This window comes from Malaciobacter canalis (genome assembly GCF_008000835.1).
Lineage (GTDB): Bacteria > Campylobacterota > Campylobacteria > Campylobacterales > Arcobacteraceae > Malaciobacter > Malaciobacter canalis.
This window is the reverse complement of the sequence record NZ_CP042812.1, coordinates 1,398,064-1,418,118: the sequence shown is the minus strand read 5'-3', so window position 1 is coordinate 1,418,118 and position 20,055 is coordinate 1,398,064. Positions and strand designations below refer to the sequence as shown.

21 protein-coding genes and 5 tRNA genes are annotated in these 20,055 nt (G+C 28.0%); 16 read left to right on the top strand and 10 right to left on the bottom strand.

The features are described 5' to 3' along the window. Position 1 precedes the first annotated feature (1 nt). Entirely contained in the window at positions 2–1,684 is a 1,683-nt protein-coding gene (locus ACAN_RS07120; protein WP_099335232.1) for a lytic transglycosylase domain-containing protein, read from the top strand. Here the strand turns inward: ACAN_RS07120 and ACAN_RS07115 are convergent. Beyond that, on the bottom strand, positions 1,647–2,129 hold the full coding sequence (locus ACAN_RS07115; RefSeq protein ID WP_079579846.1) for a hypothetical protein: 483 nt from the start codon (positions 2,127–2,129) through the stop codon (positions 1,647–1,649). The two genes, ACAN_RS07120 and ACAN_RS07115, sit on opposite strands and share 38 nt — an antisense overlap. Positions 2,130–2,207: 78 nt before the next feature. On the opposite strand from ACAN_RS07115, the gene mobB reads away from it, so the two are divergent. Genes mobB through ACAN_RS07090 form a run of 5 tightly spaced genes read left to right on the top strand, consistent with a single transcriptional unit; the run spans position 2,208 to position 6,710 of the window. Continuing rightward, positions 2,208–2,714 carry a molybdopterin-guanine dinucleotide biosynthesis protein B gene (mobB, locus tag ACAN_RS07110; protein WP_079579845.1) on the top strand — a complete coding sequence of 169 codons (507 nt, stop codon included), beginning with the start codon at positions 2,208–2,210 and terminating at the stop codon, positions 2,712–2,714. A gap of 1 nt (position 2,715) precedes the next feature. After that, positions 2,716–3,561 (top strand): class 1 fructose-bisphosphatase, encoded by an 846-nt coding sequence (locus tag ACAN_RS07105; RefSeq protein ID WP_099335233.1) that lies wholly within the window; start codon positions 2,716–2,718, stop codon positions 3,559–3,561. Continuing rightward, entirely contained in the window at positions 3,551–3,763 is a 213-nt protein-coding gene (locus ACAN_RS07100) for a hypothetical protein (RefSeq protein WP_079579843.1), read from the top strand. Before ACAN_RS07105 ends, ACAN_RS07100 begins: the two co-directional genes overlap by 11 nt. 14 nt (positions 3,764–3,777) lie before the next feature. Beyond that, positions 3,778–5,718, top strand: coding sequence for a methionine--tRNA ligase (gene metG, locus ACAN_RS07095; protein ID WP_079579842.1), 1,941 nt, complete (start codon positions 3,778–3,780; stop codon positions 5,716–5,718). Further along, complete coding sequence (locus tag ACAN_RS07090; protein WP_099335234.1) at positions 5,718–6,710, top strand: peptidoglycan synthetase; 993 nt, start codon at positions 5,718–5,720, stop codon at positions 6,708–6,710. Before metG ends, ACAN_RS07090 begins: the two co-directional genes overlap by 1 nt. Here ACAN_RS07090 and ACAN_RS07085 read toward each other — a convergent pair. Next, positions 6,707–7,363 (bottom strand): S24 family peptidase, encoded by a 657-nt coding sequence (locus tag ACAN_RS07085; protein WP_099335235.1) that lies wholly within the window; start codon positions 7,361–7,363, stop codon positions 6,707–6,709. The two genes, ACAN_RS07090 and ACAN_RS07085, sit on opposite strands and share 4 nt — an antisense overlap. A gap of 330 nt (positions 7,364–7,693) precedes the next feature. Between ACAN_RS07085 and ACAN_RS07080 the strand changes: the two genes are divergently transcribed. The 4 genes from ACAN_RS07080 to pckA are packed head-to-tail and all read left to right on the top strand — an operon-like array spanning position 7,694 to position 12,688. After that, positions 7,694–7,933, top strand: coding sequence for an OadG family protein (locus ACAN_RS07080; protein WP_079579184.1), 240 nt, complete (start codon positions 7,694–7,696; stop codon positions 7,931–7,933). 6 nt (positions 7,934–7,939) lie between these two features. After that, complete coding sequence (locus ACAN_RS07075) at positions 7,940–9,730, top strand: biotin/lipoyl-containing protein (protein WP_079579182.1); 1,791 nt, start codon at positions 7,940–7,942, stop codon at positions 9,728–9,730. Positions 9,731–9,744: 14 nt separating this feature from the next. Further along, the gene (locus ACAN_RS07070; protein ID WP_099335147.1) at positions 9,745–11,073 is read left to right on the top strand and encodes a sodium ion-translocating decarboxylase subunit beta; all 1,329 of its coding nucleotides are present in this window, start codon (positions 9,745–9,747) and stop codon (positions 11,071–11,073) included. Between the two features lie 34 nt (positions 11,074–11,107). Then, positions 11,108–12,688, top strand: a complete 1,581-nt coding sequence (pckA, locus tag ACAN_RS07065; RefSeq protein WP_099335148.1) for a phosphoenolpyruvate carboxykinase (ATP) — start codon at positions 11,108–11,110, stop codon at positions 12,686–12,688. A gap of 65 nt (positions 12,689–12,753) precedes the next feature. On the opposite strand, the gene ACAN_RS07060 is transcribed toward pckA, so the two are convergent. Next, positions 12,754–13,785, bottom strand: coding sequence for a bifunctional 3,4-dihydroxy-2-butanone 4-phosphate synthase/GTP cyclohydrolase II (locus tag ACAN_RS07060; RefSeq protein ID WP_099335149.1), 1,032 nt, complete (start codon positions 13,783–13,785; stop codon positions 12,754–12,756). Between the two features lie 113 nt (positions 13,786–13,898). Between ACAN_RS07060 and ACAN_RS07055 the strand changes: the two genes are divergently transcribed. The 5 genes from ACAN_RS07055 (at position 13,899) to ACAN_RS07035 (ending at position 14,406) form a co-directional block, all read left to right on the top strand. After that, a tRNA-Gln gene (locus ACAN_RS07055) sits at positions 13,899–13,973 on the top strand. A gap of 9 nt (positions 13,974–13,982) precedes the next feature. Continuing rightward, positions 13,983–14,059 (top strand) — tRNA-Met (locus tag ACAN_RS07050). A 17-nt stretch (positions 14,060–14,076) separates the two neighbouring features. Further along, positions 14,077–14,153 (top strand) — tRNA-Met (locus ACAN_RS07045). 94 nt (positions 14,154–14,247) lie between these two features. Continuing rightward, positions 14,248–14,324 (top strand) — tRNA-Thr (locus ACAN_RS07040). 7 nt (positions 14,325–14,331) lie between these two features. Continuing rightward, a tRNA-Gln gene (locus ACAN_RS07035) sits at positions 14,332–14,406 on the top strand. Between the two features lie 232 nt (positions 14,407–14,638). On the opposite strand, the gene ACAN_RS13985 is transcribed toward ACAN_RS07035, so the two are convergent. The 7 genes from ACAN_RS13985 to ribA form a co-directional block, all read right to left on the bottom strand. Next, complete coding sequence (locus ACAN_RS13985; protein ID WP_165773084.1) at positions 14,639–14,803, bottom strand: hypothetical protein; 165 nt, start codon at positions 14,801–14,803, stop codon at positions 14,639–14,641. A gap of 112 nt (positions 14,804–14,915) precedes the next feature. Continuing rightward, positions 14,916–16,931, bottom strand: coding sequence for a glycine--tRNA ligase subunit beta (gene glyS / locus ACAN_RS07030; RefSeq protein ID WP_099335150.1), 2,016 nt, complete (start codon positions 16,929–16,931; stop codon positions 14,916–14,918). Further along, a complete protein-coding gene (locus ACAN_RS13980) occupies positions 16,924–17,073 on the bottom strand; it encodes a hypothetical protein (RefSeq protein WP_165375139.1) in 150 nt (49 codons plus the stop codon). The genes glyS and ACAN_RS13980 overlap by 8 nt, the downstream gene beginning before the upstream one ends. A 100-nt stretch (positions 17,074–17,173) precedes the next feature. Then, positions 17,174–17,545: a hypothetical protein gene (locus ACAN_RS07025; RefSeq protein WP_099335151.1), complete on the bottom strand. Its 372-nt coding sequence runs from the start codon at positions 17,543–17,545 to the stop codon at positions 17,174–17,176. Between the two features lie 14 nt (positions 17,546–17,559). Further along, positions 17,560–17,778, bottom strand: coding sequence for a PP0621 family protein (locus ACAN_RS07020; protein ID WP_099335152.1), 219 nt, complete (start codon positions 17,776–17,778; stop codon positions 17,560–17,562). Next, complete coding sequence (gene rsmG, locus ACAN_RS07015) at positions 17,778–18,383, bottom strand: 16S rRNA (guanine(527)-N(7))-methyltransferase RsmG (RefSeq protein WP_099335153.1); 606 nt, start codon at positions 18,381–18,383, stop codon at positions 17,778–17,780. Before rsmG ends, ACAN_RS07020 begins: the two co-directional genes overlap by 1 nt. A gap of 1 nt (position 18,384) precedes the next feature. After that, on the bottom strand, positions 18,385–18,960 hold the full coding sequence (ribA, locus tag ACAN_RS07010) for a GTP cyclohydrolase II (protein ID WP_099335154.1): 576 nt from the start codon (positions 18,958–18,960) through the stop codon (positions 18,385–18,387). Positions 18,961–19,079: 119 nt separating this feature from the next. On the opposite strand from ribA, the gene hemB reads away from it, so the two are divergent. Then, positions 19,080–20,054: a porphobilinogen synthase gene (gene hemB / locus ACAN_RS07005; protein ID WP_099310158.1), complete on the top strand. Its 975-nt coding sequence runs from the start codon at positions 19,080–19,082 to the stop codon at positions 20,052–20,054. Position 20,055 lies beyond the last annotated feature (1 nt).

The window sequence follows — 20,055 nt, the reverse complement described above, 5'->3', positions numbered from 1 at the left end:
AATGAAAAAAATTCTTTGTTTAGTTTTTATTACTACATTTATATATGCAAATAATATAGAAACTAACAAAGAATCAACTCCTACAAAATCTATTAATAACGAGCAAGAAGAGTTTACTTTAACCCTTGATTGGCTAGAACAAAAACCTAAAACAATAACAAAAGATTTTTATATACTGCAATATTTAAAACAAGATATTACACCAGATGAGGCATTAAAAGCATTAAGTATGGTAAAATATGTTTCAAATCAAATTTTTTATGCTTTTGCTAAAAAATTTAAGCATGATGAAACAACTGCAGTTGTTCAATGTATGCAAGCAAGTGCTAAAGAGCTTATAAATACTTATGATGATTGTATAAAAGCTGGATTATCTTTATATAAAGCCACAAAATTATCTCAAGTTGAATTAAATGAAGCTATTTTAAAAGTAAAAGACAAATACCCTACTTTTGCAAATAAACTTAAAATTCTTGCTTCATCTTTACCTTTTACTAAAACTATTTCAGCATCAAAAGATGATTTTTTTGATATCTATTTAAAAACAGGTAGTCAATTTAAGATTGATTTTTTAAATTATAAACTTCCTAAAAAAACTTTAAATAAAATAAGAAATGATAAAAGAGTAGAAACTTTAATAAAATACTCTATTACTAATCCACAATTAGATCTTTTGAGCAAATCTTTTTTAGGTATTGATGATACAAACTTTAAATCTTTAACATCTTTTTTTCTAGCACTTAATGAAATAAATAATGAAAATTTAAAACAAGCATTAATTTACTTATCAAACTCATATAAGAAAGCTTATAATGATTATGGAAAAAATAGAGTTATTTTTTGGAAATACTTAATCACTTATGATAAAAAGTTTTTAGAAGAGTTATCTTCTTCAAATAATCTTGATATATATTCTCTTTATGCAAAAGAACTTTTAAATAAAAAGATTGATAACATAGTTTATGATATTTCGTTAAAACAAAATGAAGCTATTTCAACTTTTAATACAAAAGATCCATTTTCATGGGTTGATTTAATAATTAATTCAAAAAATATTAATAAAGAAAAACTAAAAGAGTATAAAACAATTTTTTCAAAAGAAGAAACAAAACCATATTTAGTTTATATTTTAAATAAATATTATAAATATACTAAACATTATTTTATCACTCCATACAAAAATTATTTAAGCGAGTATTCAATTCATAGAAAAGCTTTAATTTATGCAATTGCAAGACAAGAAAGTAGTTTTGTACCAGCATCAATTTCAACTGCATTTGCACAAGGTGTTATGCAAATAATGCCATTTTTAAGTAAGCACATTGCAAAAAAACTTGACGAGCCATATGATATTTATAAACTATTTGATGCGAAAACAAACTTAAAGTATGCAAATTATCATCTTGATAATTTAGAAAAGAATTTAGATAATCCTTTGTTTATTGCATACTCATATAATGGTGGATATGGTTATTTTAAGTATCAAAAAAAGCTAGGATTGTTCACAAAAAATAACGATTTTGAACCATTTATGAGTATGGAGCTAATCTCTTATGATGAAACAAGAGAATATGGTAAAAAAGTATTGGCAAACTATTATATTTATAAAAATTATTTAGATAATAAAAATGAATTTAAATTATCTTCTATTTTTGAAAACTTAATTGAGTCTGACCAAAATTAGCTTTTTCAAGTTTTAATATCATACTACCCTCTTCTTGTTTTTCAAACTCAACTTTATAATATCTTCCCCAAGGATTTTTTATAGGTAATGACTTTATTAATTCAGATTTTTCATCAACTAGTACTTTATCCAAAGCTTCTTTACCATTTAAAGTAATTTGAAAACCCTCTTGCAAAAAATTTTGTGTTTTGCTATTTATTAAATAAACACCAATTAAAAACTCTTCTTTATCACTATTTAAATCCCTATTAATTTTATTTAAATAACTTGCAAAAAACTGTACTTTAGGTTCATTTGATATTTTAATATCACTTTTTTTAGTAAATTGAAGTGCATTAGAATTTCTTATGTTCTCTTTTTTAAAATTTAATAATGCATGATTTGTTGTACAAGCATTAAAAAGTAAACTAGAAACAAAAAGACTAGATATTAAAATTTTTTTCATATATTATCTCCATATTTATTTAAGAAAGTTATTTTACACTAAAGATACTTTAACCATCATTTGGATAAAATCCAGCCTATGAGTAATAAGAAATATAAAAAATTAGCTGTTGCTTTTTCTGGTCCGTCAAATAGTGGAAAAACAACTTTAATAGTAAAGGTATCAAACATACTTCAAGATAAAGGCAATAAAGTATGTATTGTAAAACATGATCCAAAAGATAAAGCTAGATTTGATACTCCAGGAAAAGATAGTGATAAGTTTTCTCAAACAGGTGCAAATGTTGCAGTTGTTTCACCAAATAGAACAACTTTATTTAAACAAGAATCTTCTTCAATTGATGAGTTAATTGAGCTTTTTGGTGACTTTGATTATTTATTAGTTGAGGGCTTAAAAACTCTTCCTCTTCCTAGAATATCAATATTTAGAAACTCTTTAGATGAAAAATATTTTGATGTTACAGATGCAATAGCTTTTGATAAAACAATCAATAGTGATGATATTCCTTCAAATATTGATAAACTTGACTTAAATAACCCAGAAGAGATTATACAATGGGTAGAAAAAAATTCAAAGAGAGTATAAAATGACAGAGATTTTTGATGCTATAAAAAAATCAGCAATAGATATAAAGAATTTAATTGAAACTGGTGATACTAGTAAAAGTACAAATGAGAATTCAACTGGTGATACTCAATTAAAATTAGATATTGCAAGTGATGAAATTATAGAGGCAATTTTTAAAGATGTTTCTTGTATTAAAGCTATTGTTAGTGAAGAGCAAGAAGAGATTATATCTTTAAATGAAAATGGAAAATACTTAATAGCTTATGATCCCTTAGATGGTTCATCACTTGTTGATGTAAATCTTTCAGTTGGTTCAATTTTTGGTATTTATGAAAATGATTTCACAGGTAATAATTTAGTTGCTGCTGCATATGTTGTTTATGGGCCAAGGGTTGAACTTGTAATTGCCACAGATGATGTTAAAATGTATAGACTAATAAATAATGAGTTTAAATTTATGCAAGAACTTAAACTTAATGAAAAAGGTAAATTAAATGCACCAGGTTCTACACAAAACTGCTGGGCTCCTTTTCATAAAAAAATGATTGATGAAATTTTTGAAGATGGATATAGATTAAGATATTCAGGAGGAATGGTTCCTGATTTACATCAGATTTTACTAAAAGGTGGTGGTCTTTTTTCATATCCAGGAACAACTGATAGACCAAAAGGAAAATTAAGACAACTTTTTGAAGTTTTTCCTTTTGCTTATATTTATGAAAAAGCAAATGGACAAGCAATTGATGGATTTAAAAGAGCTTTAGAAGTAGAAACTACTCATATTCATGATACTACTCCTTGTTTTTTTGGTTCAAATGAAGAGATAAAAAAAGTTTTAAAAGTATATAAAGAAAATGCAAAATAATAATCCTAACGAAATTATAATTGATGAATGGGACTTAAAGCTAGAAGAAGCTTTAAAAGGATTAAAACAGTGCCAAAATTCAAAAGAGCTTGAATCTTGTAAATCTTGCTCTTTGTTTTTTGAGTGCGAATTAAGAAAAAAATATGTATTAGCTGTTTATGAGTCAATGAATAAGGGCTCTGGCGGTGGATTTGAATTTTAATTAAGAGGTAAAAAATGGAAGAAACTTGTAAAAATGTATATATCACAACACCAATTTATTACGTAAATGACGTGGCACACATAGGTCACGCTTATACTACTATTATCGCAGATATGCTAGCAAGATACTCTAGGCTTACTGGTCATAACACTTACTTTCTAACAGGTACAGATGAGCATGGTCAAAAAATTGCTCAAAGTGCTCAAGCTAGGGGTAAAACACCAAAAGAGTATGCAGATGAAGTATCTGGAAAATTTAAAAAATTATGGGATGACTTTGATATTACTTATGATAAGTTTATTAGAACAACAGACGAACAACACAAATTAGGTGCTCAAAAAGCATTTGAAAAGATGTATGAAAAAGGTGATATATATAAAGGTGAATATGAAGGATTTTATTGTGTATCTTGTGAAACATTTTTTACAGAAAAACAATTAATTGATGAACAATTTTGTCCTGACTGTGGTAAGCCAACTTCAATAGTAAAAGAAGAGAGTTTCTTTTTTAAACTATCAGCTTATGAAGATAAACTACTAAAATGGTATGAAGAGAACGAAGATTGTATTTTACCAAGATCTAAAAAGAATGAAATTATTAATTTTGTAAAAGGTGGCTTAAGAGATCTTTCTATTTCAAGAACATCTTTTGAGTGGGGAGTAAAACTTCCTGATTCTATAAATGAACCAAAACATGTAATGTATGTTTGGCTTGATGCGCTAATTAATTATATTTCAGCACTTGGTTATGGAGGAGATAAAAAAGAGTTTAATTTTTGGCCAGCAAGTATTCATTTAGTTGGAAAAGATATTTTAAGATTTCACTCAATTTATTGGCCAGCATTTTTAATGAGTTTAGAACTTCCTTTACCAAAACACATTGCAGCACATGGTTGGTGGACAAGAGATGGTGAAAAGATGTCTAAATCAAAAGGGAATGTTGTTGATCCAAAAGAAGTAGCTGATGCTTATGGATTAGATGCTTTTAGATATTTTATATTAAGAGAAGTTCCTTTTGGTCAAGATGGTGATTTTTCACAAAAAGCACTAATTGATAGAATTAACTCTGATTTAGGGAATGATTTAGGAAATTTATTAAATAGAATTTCTGGTATGAGTGGAAAATATTTTGATTTCAAAATTGATTCTGCAAATGTAGAAAAATATCATAAAAAAGAGTTAGATGAAGTTAACTCTATTTTAGAAAATGTAGAAGATTTGATTTTCAATATGCAAATCAATAGATATCTTGAAGAGATATGGAAAGTTTTAACAATAGCAAATAAAGCAATTGGTGATTATGAGCCATGGACAAAAATGAAAGAAGGTAAAACAGATGAAGCTATGGCACTTGTAGCATTAATTACAAATATTATGGCAAAATGTGCAATTTTACTTCAATCTGTTATGCCTGAAAAGATTTCTAAGATTGCACAATCTTTGGGAATAAATATAAATACAAAGCTATATAAAGAACTAATAGTAAATAAAGGTTTATTATCAACTACTACAATTACAAAAGTTGAGCAACTTTTTCCAAGAATTGAAGAGCCTATATTAAAAGGTGCTCCTGAAGTTAAAAAAGACAAAAACGAAGTTGAACAAAAAGAAGAAATAGTAGAAGAAGATAATCTAATTACTATTGATAAATTTTTTGAAACAACAATAAAAGTTGGAACAATTGTTGATGCAGTTGAAGTACCAAAATCTAAAAAACTTCTAAAACTACAAGTAGATGTAGGAGAAGAAAAAAATAGACAAGTATTAGCAGGAATAAAAGAGTTTTATAAAGCTGAAGATTTAATTGGAACTCAAGCTTGTGTTGTTGCAAACTTAAAACCTGCAAAACTAATGGGTATGCTAAGTGAAGGTATGCTTTTAGCTGCAAAAGATGAAAATGGTTTATGTCTAATTAGACCTGAGAAAACAAAAATTTCTGGAACTAAAATAAGCTAGTGAAAGTATCATCAATAATCGATATTGTAGATGGAGAGACTCTAAACTCTCCTTCTATTTCATTTATATATAATATTAAACTTGAAGCTTTGAAAGTAAAAGAAGGTGATCTTTTTGTTGCAAAAAATCTAGATGATATAAATTTAGCAATTGAAAATGGCGCTTTTTTAATATTAGTTGATTCAAATGTAAAAGTTACAGATTTTGAGATTGCTTGGATTAAAGTTAATAACTTAGATGAAGCATTAATTAAACTTATAAGATTTAAGCTATCAAATTATGATTTATATGCTTATAATTGCAAAAAAACTATTTTTAATTTTATTCATTGCCTTAAAAATTCTCATAATACACAAATAAAACTTATTAAAAATATTGATGATGCATTGAAGATTTTGGATTATATAGAAGATAAAGATAAACTTATTTTTTGTAATAATAAACTCATGAATAATTTATATCCAAAAAATCAACAAATACCATTTGTAAAAAAAGAAGATATTAAAAATATTATTAAACATACTATTTTTGAAACATCATTTACATACAAAGATATATATTTTCAAAAAATAAAAGTTTCAACACTATATATAGAAGAGTTGCTTTCAGCATGGGAATTTCTAAATGATGAAGTAGATTTTTCAAAGCTAAAAAATTCAACTTTACTTAGACCACTTTTTGTTGATAAATTTATAAATCAAACTGAGTTTGGTAAAAGCAATAAATTTTTAATTGTTCAAGAAGATAGTGATTTTATTGAAGAAGAGATTAATTATTTAAAGACAAATTACAAATTTGGAATAAAACTTTTTATTACAAATAAGTATATAAATAATTTTTTTGCTAAACAAATTATTCTTGAAGATATTTATAAAGTAAAAGATTATTTAAAAGAAAATCAATTTAATGCTGCATATTTGATTGGATATAAATATGAAGACGTTTTTGAAATAATAAATCAAAAGCAAATGCAAACTACACTTGCTTTTTAATATACCATTCCAAAAGATCCTACAACTTTTCCTAAAATATTAATATCATTTGCTTCTAATATTTGTTTTGGATAATCCTTATTATCAGAGATTATATCTAGCTGACCATCTACTCTTTGTTGAATTCTTTTAACAAAAAGTCCGTGAATTGTTGTAAAAGCATATATTCCTTCTCTTCTTGAATCAACTTTTGTTTTATCTAAGAAAATAATATTCCCAGAATTTAATGTAGGCTCCATTGAATCACCAATAACATTTATAGCATCAATATTTTTTAGATTTTCCTGTCCACCAAGCATTCGTATAAAATATTCAGGTACTTCTAATAACTCTAAACTTTCATCATCTTCATAGGCACCACCACCAGCACTAACTCTAATATCTGGATAATATTTTATCCAATATTTATCTGTAGAATCTAATAAAGAGTTAGGATTTTGATTATATAGTAACCAGTTAATTGAAATTCTTTTTTTTGCACAAAAATCAAGAATATTTTGAAAAGGAATTTTTCCTCTATTTTTCATAGTAGCAAAATTTGCTTGACTTAATTCAAGTTCGTTTGCCACATCTTTATCAAAAACCTTTCCTATTTTGCCATCTGCACTAATTACATCTTTTAATTTCTCAACAATTTCACTTACAATCAACATAAAATCACTCCATACATAAATTTTAAATAATTATATTACAATTTGAAATATTTTTCAATAGTTTTAATAAAAAATATTATAATTTGGCATAAAATTTCAAAAAGGATTAAAAATGGGAGAAAAATTTTTAGATTTTACTGATTTTGTAATGGAAATTATATATAAAATTGATATAATTTTATATAAACTTGGAGAAAAAATTCTTTAAATATTAAATTATTGAAAAAAATCCAAAACTTTAGTAAAAAAGTGGTCATTTATAAATTTTAATAAAGCTACTTTAATATAAAATTGTACTTACAAATTACAGTGGTAACCACGGAGAGTAATATGGAAGAAAATATAATAATTGAAGCACTCAAGTTTATGGTTTTAGGGATGGGAGTTGTATTCTCATTTTTAATAATTTTAATTTTTGTGCTTAAAGGGCAAGCTGCCTTAATAAGTAAGTATTTTCCTGAGAAGGAAAAACAACCTGTAAAAAAACCGCAAGCACCTGTTGCTTCTAATTCTACAAAAATAGCTGCTATCGTAGCTGCTGTTCAACATCATGAAAATCTTAAAGGTTAATATAAAATGGCGAAGAAATATATAGATGTCATGGATACTACTTTTAGAGATGGATTTCAATCTGTCTTTGGTGGTAGAGTTCTAATGGAGGATTTCTTTCCAGCTGTTGAAGCTGCGAAAGATGCTGGAATAACTCACTTTGAGTTTGGTGGAGGAGCAAGATTTCAATCTTTATTCTTCTATTTAAGAGAGAATGCTTTTGATATGATGGATAGATTTAGAGAAATAGTCGGTCCTGATGCAAATCTTCAAACTTTAGCAAGAGGAATAAACACAGTTATGCTTGATACAGGTTCAAGGGAGCTTGTTGAAATGCATGCAAAAATGTTTGCAAAACATGGTGTTTCTACCATTAGAAACTTTGATGCATTAAATGATGTTCAAAACTTGGAATATTCAGCTGAATGTATCAAAAAGTATAATTTAAATCATGAAGTAGTTGTAACACTAATGGACTTACCTCCTGGCTGTGTTGGAGCCCATGATGTTCCCTTTTATGAAAAAACTTTAAGAAATATTTTAGATAGTAATGTACCTTATGATTCAATTTGTTTCAAAGATGCTTCAGGTACAAGTTCTCCTCAAAAGATTTACGAAACTATTAAAATGGCAAGAAAACTTGTTGGTGATGATACACATATAAGACTTCATACTCATGAAACTGCTGGTGTATCAATAGCTTGTTATTTAGCTGCATTAGAAGCAGGAGCTGATGGTATTGACTTAGCTGCAAGTCCAGTTAGTGGAGGTACATCTCAACCTGATATTTTAACAATGCTACATGCAGTAAAAGGCAAGAATTATGATCTTGGTGGACTTGAGACTGAAAAAGTATTAAAGTATCAAGAAGTTTTAGCTGATTGTTTAAAAGATTACTTTATTCCACCAGAAGCTACTCAAGTATCTCCTTTAATTCCTTTCTCACCAATGCCTGGTGGAGCTTTAACAGCAAATACACAAATGATGAGAGATAATGGAACTTTAGATAAATTCCCAGATGTAATTAAAGCAATGAGAGAAGTTGTAGAAAAAGGTGGATATGGAACATCTGTTACTCCTGTTTCTCAATTTTATTGGCAACAAGCATATGCAAATGTAATGTTTGGACCATGGAAACAAATAGCTCCAGGTTATGGAAAAATGGTACTTGGATATTTTGGAAAAACTCCTACAAAACCAGATGAAGAGGTAGTAAAACTAGCTTCTGAGAAATTAAAACTAGAACCAACTTCTGAAAATCCTTTAGATATAGCAGATAGAGATGAAAAAAAGACTATGGCATATTGGGAAAATAGATTAAATGAAGAGAATATTGAAACTACAGAAGAAAATATTTTTATTGCAGCAGCATGCGATGAAAAAGGGATTGCATTCTTAAAAGGTGATAGTCCTTTAAGTGTAAGAAAAAATGAAAAAGTTTGTAAACAAGGGGAAAGTAAAAATATGAATAATGCTAGTGGAAACTACACTGTAGTAGTAGATGGACAAAAGTTTAATGTAACAGTTGCAGAAGGTGATGCCAATATTCAAATTACACCAGCGGAAACATCAAAAAAAGAAACTGTAGAAACTTCTACAGAAAATCAACAAGAAGTTCCAGCTGCAGTTAATGGTAATGTTTGGAAGATTCTAGTTAAAGAAGGTGAAAAAGTTGAAAAAGATCAAAAACTAATGATTTTAGAAGCTATGAAAATGGAAATTGATATTACTGCACCACAAGCAGGTACAGTTTCAAAAATATTAGTATCTCAAAATGAAGCAGTTGATGAGGGACAATCTTTAGCTATTATTAGCTAATAAATGGAGTAATGATGAAGAAAAATCTAATTATATCAATTTTTGTTTTCTTGATGAGTATCTGCAGTGTTAATACACTTGCAGCTACTACAAGTCATGAAACTACACAAACTGAAGAAACAGAATATCAATCAAGAACTTTACCAGAATTAATTAAATCATTTTACCATACAACAGGACTTAATGCTATTGTTAATCCAAAAGAAGGAGTAAAAGATTCTCATGGAGAAGAGATGACTCTTTTTGCTCAAAGCTTTGGTAGAGTAATTATGATTATTATTTGTTTTATACTATTTTATTTAGCAATAAAAAAAGGATTTGAACCATTACTTTTAATTCCAATTGGGTTTGGAGGAATACTAGCTAATATTCCCATTGCAAATATTGCAGGTGATCATGGTATGCTTGGTATTATTTACAATATGGGTATTGCAAATGAGTTTTTCCCTTTATTGATATTTATGGGTGTTGGGGCAATGACTGACTTTGGTCCTCTTCTTGCAAATCCTAAAACTGCACTATTAGGTGGAGCTGCGCAATTTGGTATATTTGGTTCTTTAGTTGGTGCAGTTGTACTTTCACAATATGTTCCTGGAATTGAGTTTAGTTTACAACAAGCTGCTGCTATTTCTATTATTGGTGGAGCAGATGGACCAACATCTATTTTTATAGCTTCTGCACTAGCTCCTGAATTATTAGGTGCAATTGCAGTTGCTGCATATTCATATATGGCACTAGTTCCAGTTATTCAACCTCCAATTATGAGAGCACTTACAACTGATGCAGAAAGAAAAATAAAAATGAAATCAATGAGAAAAGTTTCTAAACTTGAAAAAATTGTTTTTCCTATTGTTGTTTTAGTGCTTACTTTACTGATTTTACCGGATGCTTCACCACTAATTGGTGCACTTTGTTTTGGTAATTTTGCAAAAGAATCAGGAGTTGTTGAGAGACTTTCTGATACAATGCAAAACGCATTAATTAACATAGTTACAATTTTTTTAGGACTAGGAGTTGGTTCAAAACTTGCTGCTGAACAATTTTTAGTTGCTGAGACTATGGGAATTATGGTAATTGGACTAGTTGCATTTGCTGCGGGTACTGCTGCAGGGCTTATTATGGCTAAGATTATGAATAAAGTTAGTTCAAAAGACAATCAAATAAACCCATTAATTGGTGCAGCTGGAGTATCAGCCGTTCCAATGGCTGCAAGAGTTGTAAGTAAAGAAGGACAAAAATATGACCCTTCAAATATTATGCTTATGCATGCAATGGGTCCAAATGTTGCTGGCGTTATAGGTTCTGCCGTAGCTGCTGGTGTACTTTTATCGATTTTTAAATAATAATATAATAATAAATAGTAGGAAAGAAGTATAAATGCCTGATATAGAAAACTCACTTGGACTTGAAAATGTAGGGAAAGTCTATAGAAATCTTGATATAGACACCCTAATAAAACACGCTGTAGATAATGAAGGTGCTAAAGTTTCATCAACTGGTGCACTAATGATTGATACTGGTATCTTTACAGGAAGAAGCCCTAAAGATAAATTTTTTGTAAATCAAGACCCATCAAATAAATATATTTCTTGGGGTGATATAAATCAAGCTGTTACAAAAGATGTTTATGAGGATTTATTAACAAATTCTAAAAAACAGTTAAGTAATAAAGATTTATATGTAACAGATGTTTATTGTGGTGCTAGTTTAGATAGTAGAAAATCTGTTAGATTTATTACAGAAGTTGCTTGGCAAGCTCATTTTATTCAAAATATGTTTATTGTTCCACAAACAAAAGAAGAATTAGATAATTTTAAACCTGAGTTTACAATATATAATTCTTGTAAAACAATTGATAAATCTTATGTTAGTCATAACTTACACTCTGAGGTTTATGTAGTATTTAATGTAGAAGAAAACTGTGCAATCATCGGTGGTACTTGGTATGCAGGTGAAATGAAAAAAGGCGTTTTTTCTATGATGAACTATTGGCTTCCTTTAGAGGGAAAATTATCTATGCATTGTTCTGCAAATATTGGAAAAGATGGTGATACTGCCCTATTCTTTGGTCTTTCAGGAACTGGAAAAACTACATTATCAACTGACCCAAACAGAGCTTTAATTGGTGATGATGAACATGGCTGGGATGATAATGGAATTTTCAACTTTGAGGGTGGTTGTTATGCAAAAGTAATTAATCTTGATGAAAAATCTGAACCTGAAATTTTTGGTGCTATTAAAAAAGGTGCTATTTTAGAAAATGTAATATATGATGAAAATGGTGTTGTTGATTATACAGATGGTAGTAAAACAGAAAATACAAGAGTTTCTTATCCTTTAGAGCATATAGAAAACCATACTCCTGATATGAAAGGTGGACATCCACAAAATATCATTTTCTTATGTGCTGATGCATTTGGCGTTTTACCTCCTGTTTCAAAACTTACAAGAGATCAAGCTATGTATTACTTTTTAAGTGGTTATACTGCAAAAGTAGCAGGAACAGAAAGAGGTATTACTGAGCCTGTTGCTACTTTCTCATCTTGTTTTGGTGAAGCATTTTTACCATTAAATCCTACTGTATATGCTGAACTTCTAGGTAAAAAAATCGACAAACACAATGTAAATGTCTTTTTAGTAAATACTGGATGGACTGGTGGTCCTTATGGCATTGGTTCAAGAATGAGTATTAAAAATACTAGAGCTTGTATAAATGCAATTTTGGATGGTTCAATTAATTCTTCTGAATTTGAAATGCTTCCATATTTTAATTTGTCAATTCCTAAAACTTTAAGTGGGGTAGATACAGAAGTATTAAATCCAAGAAATACATGGGAAGATAAAGAAGCATATGATGAAACAGCAAAAAAACTTGCAGGAATGTATATAGAAAACTTTAAAAAATATCTTACATTAGAGAGTGAATTTGACTTCACTGCTGCTGGTCCACAACTTTAATTATAAGTAAAAGAAGTAGATAAAACTACTTCTTTTATATAAAAACTAGTTAGAATCTATTTTAACTAACCTTCTATTTGTATCTCTTCACAAATTTCTAATCCAAAACCTTGAAGTCCAACAAATGAATGTTTACCTCCACTTGTCATAAGTTTTATCTTTTTAATATTTAAACTATTTAAAATTTGTGCTCCAATACCATAATCTTTTTGTGATTCTTTATTTGTTCTTTTATCACTTAAAAAGATAAGTATTCCACCTTTTGCTTGTAAAAAATTAATTGTTTTAAGTAATGAGTGTATTTTCTCACCATTTAAAAACAGTTCTATATCAGGGATAATTGTATGAAACTTTACATGAGATATATCATTTAATTCTTTAAAAATAATTGCTGTGTGAATATTTTCTAAATGGTCTTTAAACTCTTTTTTAATTGCTTTTGAACCAAAAAAATCAATCTCTTCACTAGAGATTTCTTCTACAAGTTTTTCATGAGATAATCTATATTCTACTAAATCTGAAATGTAAATTTGTTTTAAATTATGTTTTTGTGCAAAAATATCTAAATCATCTCTTCTTGCCATTGTTCCATCATCTTTCATGATTTCACAAATAACAGCTTCACCATTAAAACCTGCTAGTTTACATAAATCAACACTTCCCTCTGTATGTCCAGTTCTAACTAAAACTCCACCATCTTTTGCAATCAATGGAAAAATATGCCCAGGTCTTACAAGCTCTTGTGGTTTTGAAACAGGATTAGCTAAAATCTTAATAGTATCATCTCTTTCCCCTGCACTAATACCAGTTGCTGCATCAACTGCATCAACAGAAACAGTAAATGCAGTTTCATAAGATGAAGTATTTGACTCAACCATTGGATTTAAATTTAATTTATTAGCTGTCTCTTTTGTTACAGATACGCAGATTAAACCTTTTGCATTTGATGCCATAAAGTTTACTTTATCTGCTGTACTTAAAGCTGCTGCATAAACTAAATCACCTTCATTTTCTCTATCTTCATCATCTAACATGATGACCATATTTCCTTTTTTTATTTCTTCAATCGCTTCTTTTACTCTTTTTATAGCTGACATAATAACTCTTTTTTATATAAATTTCCCTAATATTATATCAAAAAATTCAAAAAAAACCATAAAAATGCTTGACAATTTATTTTTTTTTGACTATAATTTCAGGACTTAAAATTTGGGGTATCGCCAAGTGGTAAGGCAACGGCTTTTGGTGCCGTCATTCGTAGGTTCGAATCCTACTACCCCATCCACTTTTAAGACGCGGAATAGAGCAGTCAGGTAGCTCGTCGGGCTCATAACCCGAAGGTCACAAGTTCAAATCTTGTTTCCGCAACCAATCACAATTTTAAATATGTCAAGGTAGCTCAGCTGGCTAGAGCGCTGGTCTCATAAGCCGGAGGTCGAGAGTTCAAGTCTCTCTCTTGACACCATATTAAAATTCATAATTAAAATTTTAAGTTTAATTTAAATTTATTTTTATATAATTCCGCCTGTAATTTTAACACATATTAAAATTATTATTTTGCTGGTGTAGCTCAGTTGGCTAGAGCAGCTGATTTGTAATCAGCAGGTCGTAGGTTCGACTCCTATCACCAGCTCCACTATTATTGGGGTATCGCCAAGTGGTAAGGCAACGGCTTTTGGTGCCGTCATTCGTAGGTTCGAATCCTACTACCCCATCCACTTTTATAGTAGTAAATTATTATATTTTCTGCAATGGTAAGATAAAATTTCATTCAATTATTCATACATTTATATATTATACATTTAAATTCAAACAATTATTCATATTAAATTTTATCTTATCAATTATTTCATCTTAGGAACATTGTTCTCCTTTATAAATTGTAATCATTCAACAATAAACCTACAATAATAATTTTTGTTCCTTTGATGAAATTTTTATTAAAAGAAACTATTCTGTAGCTTCATGAATTGTTTCTTTTGTTTTATTATAAACTTTAGAACTTCCATCTTTAGTTGCTTCCCAAGCATCATTACTATCTTTTTTAATACCTTTCCAAGTAGCACATCCATTAAAAACAAAAATAAGTGCTACAGATAAAAATACTCTTTTCACTTTAATCCTTTATTTTAATAATTAAATACAAATGTTAGCAGTAATGTAGTTTTTAACTCCTTAGAGCATTGTAAAAAGTAAGAAATAGCTTCTTACTTTTTACATAGTTATATTATATAGTAATTTCTTTAATGTCAGCAATATTTCTAAAAGCTTGATATACTAAGCCTATTAAATTTTTTCTATTTGTTTTTATATCTTCATTTTTATGATTTACAAATACATTATCAAAGAAGTTATCCAATTGAGATTTTAAAGAAAATAACTCGTCTAATTGCACTTCATAATCATCAAATTGTTTTGAAGTTACTGCTTTATATGCTTCATATAACTCTTTTTCTTGGCTATTTTCTAGTAGGTCTTCTTTTACATCTAATTTTTTATCTATGTCTATGTCTTTTATTATATTAGCAACTCTTTTAAATGTTGTAGATATCTCTTTAAAATCATCACTTTGAACAATTGGATTTAATGCACAAAGTTTTAAAGATATCTTATATACATCTTTTTCACCGCTTCCTAAAACTGCTTTTAAAACAGATGGATTTACTTCAAATATTTTAAATAATCTTTCATTAAAAAAGTCTAGAAGTTGTGATTTATCTAAGCCTTTATAATTATTTGCTAAATTAGTTATAATTTTATCCAAATTAATTGATAGTTTGTGTTCAATTGCAATTTTTACAATACCTGCTGCTGCTCGTCTTAATCCAAATGGATCTTTTGAACCAGTTGGAATTTTACCTACACTAAACAATCCCATTAAGTTATCAAGCTTGTATGATAATGCAACAATTGCAGAAAATTTACTTGATGGAAGGTTTGAGTCTTCTCCATCTGGCAGATATTGCTCTTTTAATGCCATACAAACTAAATCATTTTCATTTGCAATTTTTGCATAATAATAACCCATTAGTCCCTGTAATTCAGTAAACTCATAAACCATTTCAGACATCAAATCAGCTTTACTTAACATAACTGCTTTTTCAAGTAATTCTTTATTTGTTTCATTGAATTCATTTGCTAAATATAAAGCTATTTTTGCTTCTCTTTCACATTTTTCATACATAGAACCAAGACCTTCAACAAATACAAGATTCTTTAATCCTTCATTATTTAAGCCATTTGCAATATCATTTTTATAAAAAAACATTGCATCTGATAATCTTGGTCTTAGTACTTTTTCATTTCCAGCAACAATTGCACTAAAATCATCTGTTTTTGAATTTGACACTACAATAAAGTTATTTGATAATTTTCCATCTTTATAAACTGCAAAATATCTTTGATGCTCTTTCATAGATGTAACAATAACTTCTTCAGGTAACTCTAAAAACTCTTCATCAAACTTTCCAATAAGTGCTGTAGGATATTCAGTAATTGCAACGATTTCTTCTAATAAATCTTCATCGATGTCAATTTTCACATCATTTGAAACTTCAATCTTTTTCATTTGCTCTAAGATTATTTTTCTTCTTTCATCTGGATATAAAATAACTCCATTTTTATCCAACTTGCAGAAATAATCTCCTGCAAAATCATATGTAAATGGCTCATAAGAAACCATTCTATGAGCAAATGAGAAATTAGATGATTTTACTCCAAATAACTCTGCTTCAACAATTTTATTTTCTAAAAGAATAGATAAACTTCTAATAGGTCTTATAAAACTATCAGTTCTACTTCCCCATCTCATTGATTTACCGAAATTTAATGAGTTAATAAATTCATTTACCATTTCATTTAATAAAGTAATACTTTGCTTTCCTGGCACTTCTTGCTTAAAGTATAAAACAGGACCTTTTCCTTTATCAATTTGCTCTAAATCTTCAACTTCAACACCACATTTTTTAGCAAAACCAATTGCTGCATTTGTTGGTTTATTATCTTTATAGGCAATTTTAATAGGAGCACCAAACTGCTCTACTACACTATTAGCTTGAGAAACAGGAAATTCTCTATGCCATAAAACCAATCTTCTTGGTGTATAAAAGAAATCAAAACCACATAATAATTTATTTTTTTCTAATATATCACTCCATTTTTTTTCAATATTTGCTAACTCTTTTAAAAATGGAATTGCTGGTAATTCTTCAACACCAATCTCAATCAATAATGGTTTATTCATCTATCTTGTCCTTCTTTCTTTTCTCTTTTTCCTCGAGTTTATTTTTGTGTTTTTTGATTTGTTGTTTATTGAAGCCTATTATAAACATTGCTAACATAAATACAAATAACAATAAAACAATAATATCTAATATCTCTTTCACAATAGTCCTATCTTTAATATAATTATTTCTAAAAAGTAGATATTTTATCCAAAGCTGACTTATTCTTAAGTAAATTAAAAAAGAGTATTTACGTGGATAATTATTTTAATAAATAATTATAAATTACTCCATCAATTTGTTCTTTTGTTATATCTTCAAACTCTTCATTTGACTCAATAATTGCTAAAACTTTTGAATCAAACATATAATTATCTGCTGTGTTTTGAATATTTTTAGCTAATTGTTTATCGCAAATTAAATATTTTGCTTCCAAAGCGTTTGCATAAATAGCTTCTTTTAAATCTTTTATAATAACAGCATATGATAAATCATTTTTAAAACAATAATCAACTAAATTTTGTGTATAATCAAAAACTATCATTGTATTTGCTTTAGTTTTTACTAGTTCTTCAATTGTAGAAACTTTTGTTAATGTTTCATATGGAATATTTTTATCGCCTATTAATATCATTATATTTCCCTTAACTAGCTATTTAAGCACTCTTTTGAGCAAAAATATTTGCCATTACTTAAAATACCCTCTTTTTTAGAAACATAAGTTCCACAACTTGGGCATTCAACCATTACATCTTCAATGTTCTCTTTTTTCTTGTTAGTTTTTATAACACCCTCTCTATCTTTTTTAAAAAAGATTATATAAACTAAAAATAAAACTGCTAAAACTGCTAATATTTTAAATATCATTATTTACCTTCATGTGTTGATTGTTTTTGCAAATATAGATAATTTCTCTCTTTTCTACTTACTATTTTACAATTATCTAATTTTGCTTTTTTCATCTCATCTTCTAGCATACTACCTTTATAAAAAAGAAAACTACAATTATCTTTAGAGATATTTTTTGTTAAATCTAGTAATAAACTAGTATTAGTTACTGCTCTAGATGTTATTAAGTCAACTTTAATATCTTTTACTTCTTCTACTCTTTTACAAATAACTTCCACATTTTGTAAAGCTAAACTATTTTTAACAAAGTTTAAAAAAGCAACTCTTTTTATCCTTGGTTCTATTAAGTAGCACTTTATATTTGGTTTTGAAATTGCAAGTAAAAGTCCAGGATACCCTGCCCCTGTTCCAATATCAGCAAAACTTTCAAAATCATTTATAAAAGATAAAGGATAGACAGAATCAATTATGTTTTCAATTATATCATTTTCATGTAAACTTCCACTAAGATTATGAACTTTACCCCATTTTTGAAGAAGTTTAATAAACTCATCGCATCTTTCATAAAACTTATCACCAAATTCTAAATTATTACTCTTTAAACTATTTTTTAAATTATTCATCTTATAAAAGGTGCCCCATTTTATCTTTTTTTGTATTTAAATAGTATTCATTATATTTATTTACTTTTGTAATTGAAGGAATTCTTTCTATTAATTCAATATTTAAAGATTTTACATAATCGATTTTTTTTGGATTATTTGTAATTAGTTTTAATTTGTTTATTTTTAAATCATCAAAAATATATTTTATAACTTTATAATCTCTTTCATCTTCTTTAAATCCAAGTTCTAAATTTGCTTCAATTGTATTTCTTCCTTGATCTTGCAAAGCATAGGCATTAACTTTATTTAACAAGCCTATATTTCGTCCTTCTTGCCGGTGATAAATTATCAAACCACCCTCTTTTGATATGAATTTTAGTGCCAATTCAAGTTGATTTTGACAATCACATTTTAAACTTCCTAATGTATCTCCTGTAAGACATTCAGAATGAATTCTTACATATGGAGCTTCTATTTGTTCAAAATCCAATGACATAATTGCTAAATGCTCTTGATCATTATCTTTATAAGCTTTTATTCTAAATTTTCCATATTTTGTAGGTAGGTTAGCAATATTTGATTGTTGTATATTCATTCGCCTTTAAACCTTATAGTGATAAAATAACCAAAATTATAACAAATACCAAATTAAAAAGAACCTTTTATTAAAAATAATTTAAATTCTTTTTATTTTGGTAAAATTAAAGGTACAAAATGTTTAAAAGATTTAGAAGAACAAGAATAAATGAAAATTTAAGAAATATGCTACAAGAAACAACTCTTTCTAAAAATGACTTTATGTATCCCCTTTTTGTAAAAGAGGGTTCAAATATAAAAAAAGAAGTTGAATCAATGCCAGGTGTATTTCAAATGAGTATTGATGAAATAATTAAAGAGTGTGAATATATCTATTCTATTGGATTAAAATCAATTATGTTATTTGGTATTCCTGATGTTAAAGACTCAGTAGGAAGTGAATGCCTTTGTGAAGAGAGTATTATTGCAAGAACAATCAAAGCCATAAAACAAAAAGTTCCGGATATGTTTATTGCTACTGATTTATGCTTTTGTGAGTATACAGACCATGGGCATTGTGGGATATTAGATCCAAAAACAAAAACAGTTGATAATGATAAAACATTAGAACTTTCTGCACAACAAGCTTTAGTTCATGCAAAAGCTGGTGCTGATATGATTGCACCAAGTGGTATGATGGATGGTATTATTGAAGTTTTAAGAACAACATTAGACTCAAATGGATTTGAAAATCTTCCAATTATGGCTTATTCTACTAAATTTGCAAGTGCATATTATGGACCTTTTAGAGATGTAGCTGAATCAACTCCTTCTTTTGGAGATAGAAGAACATATCAAATGAACTCTGCAAATAGATTAGAAGCTATTGAAGAATCACTTGAAGATGAAAAACAAGGTGCAGATATTTTAATGGTTAAGCCAGCACTTGCTTTTATGGATGTAATAAGAGATATAAGAAATAGCTCAAATTTACCACTTTGTGCATATAATGTAAGTGGAGAGTATGCAATGCTTAAGCATGCGGGAAATGCTGGTTTAGTTGATTATGAAAAAGTTATGATTGAAACATTAATAGGCTTTAAAAGAGCAGGCGCTAATATGATAATTACATATCATGCAAAAGAGGCTTGTGAATTTTTAAATAAGAATTAAT

Bases quoted from the DNA above. Each gene is read 5' to 3' on its own strand.
- ACAN_RS07120 (WP_099335232.1), top strand. From the start codon at position 2: ATGAAAAAAATTCTTTGTTTAGTTTTTATTACTACATTTATATATGCA.
- ACAN_RS07115 (WP_079579846.1), bottom strand. From the start codon at position 2,129: ATGAAAAAAATTTTAATATCTAGTCTTTTTGTTTCTAGTTTACTTTTT.
- mobB (WP_079579845.1), top strand. From the start codon at position 2,208: ATGAGTAATAAGAAATATAAAAAATTAGCTGTTGCTTTTTCTGGTCCG.
- ACAN_RS07105 (WP_099335233.1), top strand. From the start codon at position 2,716: ATGACAGAGATTTTTGATGCTATAAAAAAATCAGCAATAGATATAAAG.
- ACAN_RS07100 (WP_079579843.1), top strand. From the start codon at position 3,551: ATGCAAAATAATAATCCTAACGAAATTATAATTGATGAATGGGACTTA.
- metG (WP_079579842.1), top strand. From the start codon at position 3,778: ATGGAAGAAACTTGTAAAAATGTATATATCACAACACCAATTTATTAC.
- ACAN_RS07085 (WP_099335235.1), bottom strand. From the start codon at position 7,363: ATGTTGATTGTAAGTGAAATTGTTGAGAAATTAAAAGATGTAATTAGT.
- ACAN_RS07080 (WP_079579184.1), top strand. From the start codon at position 7,694: ATGGAAGAAAATATAATAATTGAAGCACTCAAGTTTATGGTTTTAGGG.
- ACAN_RS07075 (WP_079579182.1), top strand. From the start codon at position 7,940: ATGGCGAAGAAATATATAGATGTCATGGATACTACTTTTAGAGATGGA.
- ACAN_RS07070 (WP_099335147.1), top strand. From the start codon at position 9,745: ATGAAGAAAAATCTAATTATATCAATTTTTGTTTTCTTGATGAGTATC.
- pckA (WP_099335148.1), top strand. From the start codon at position 11,108: ATGCCTGATATAGAAAACTCACTTGGACTTGAAAATGTAGGGAAAGTC.
- ACAN_RS07060 (WP_099335149.1), bottom strand. From the start codon at position 13,785: ATGTCAGCTATAAAAAGAGTAAAAGAAGCGATTGAAGAAATAAAAAAA.
- glyS (WP_099335150.1), bottom strand. From the start codon at position 16,931: ATGAATAAACCATTATTGATTGAGATTGGTGTTGAAGAATTACCAGCA.
- ACAN_RS07025 (WP_099335151.1), bottom strand. From the start codon at position 17,545: ATGATATTAATAGGCGATAAAAATATTCCATATGAAACATTAACAAAA.
- ACAN_RS07020 (WP_099335152.1), bottom strand. From the start codon at position 17,778: ATGATATTTAAAATATTAGCAGTTTTAGCAGTTTTATTTTTAGTTTAT.
- rsmG (WP_099335153.1), bottom strand. From the start codon at position 18,383: ATGAATAATTTAAAAAATAGTTTAAAGAGTAATAATTTAGAATTTGGT.
- ribA (WP_099335154.1), bottom strand. From the start codon at position 18,960: ATGAATATACAACAATCAAATATTGCTAACCTACCTACAAAATATGGA.
- hemB (WP_099310158.1), top strand. From the start codon at position 19,080: ATGTTTAAAAGATTTAGAAGAACAAGAATAAATGAAAATTTAAGAAAT.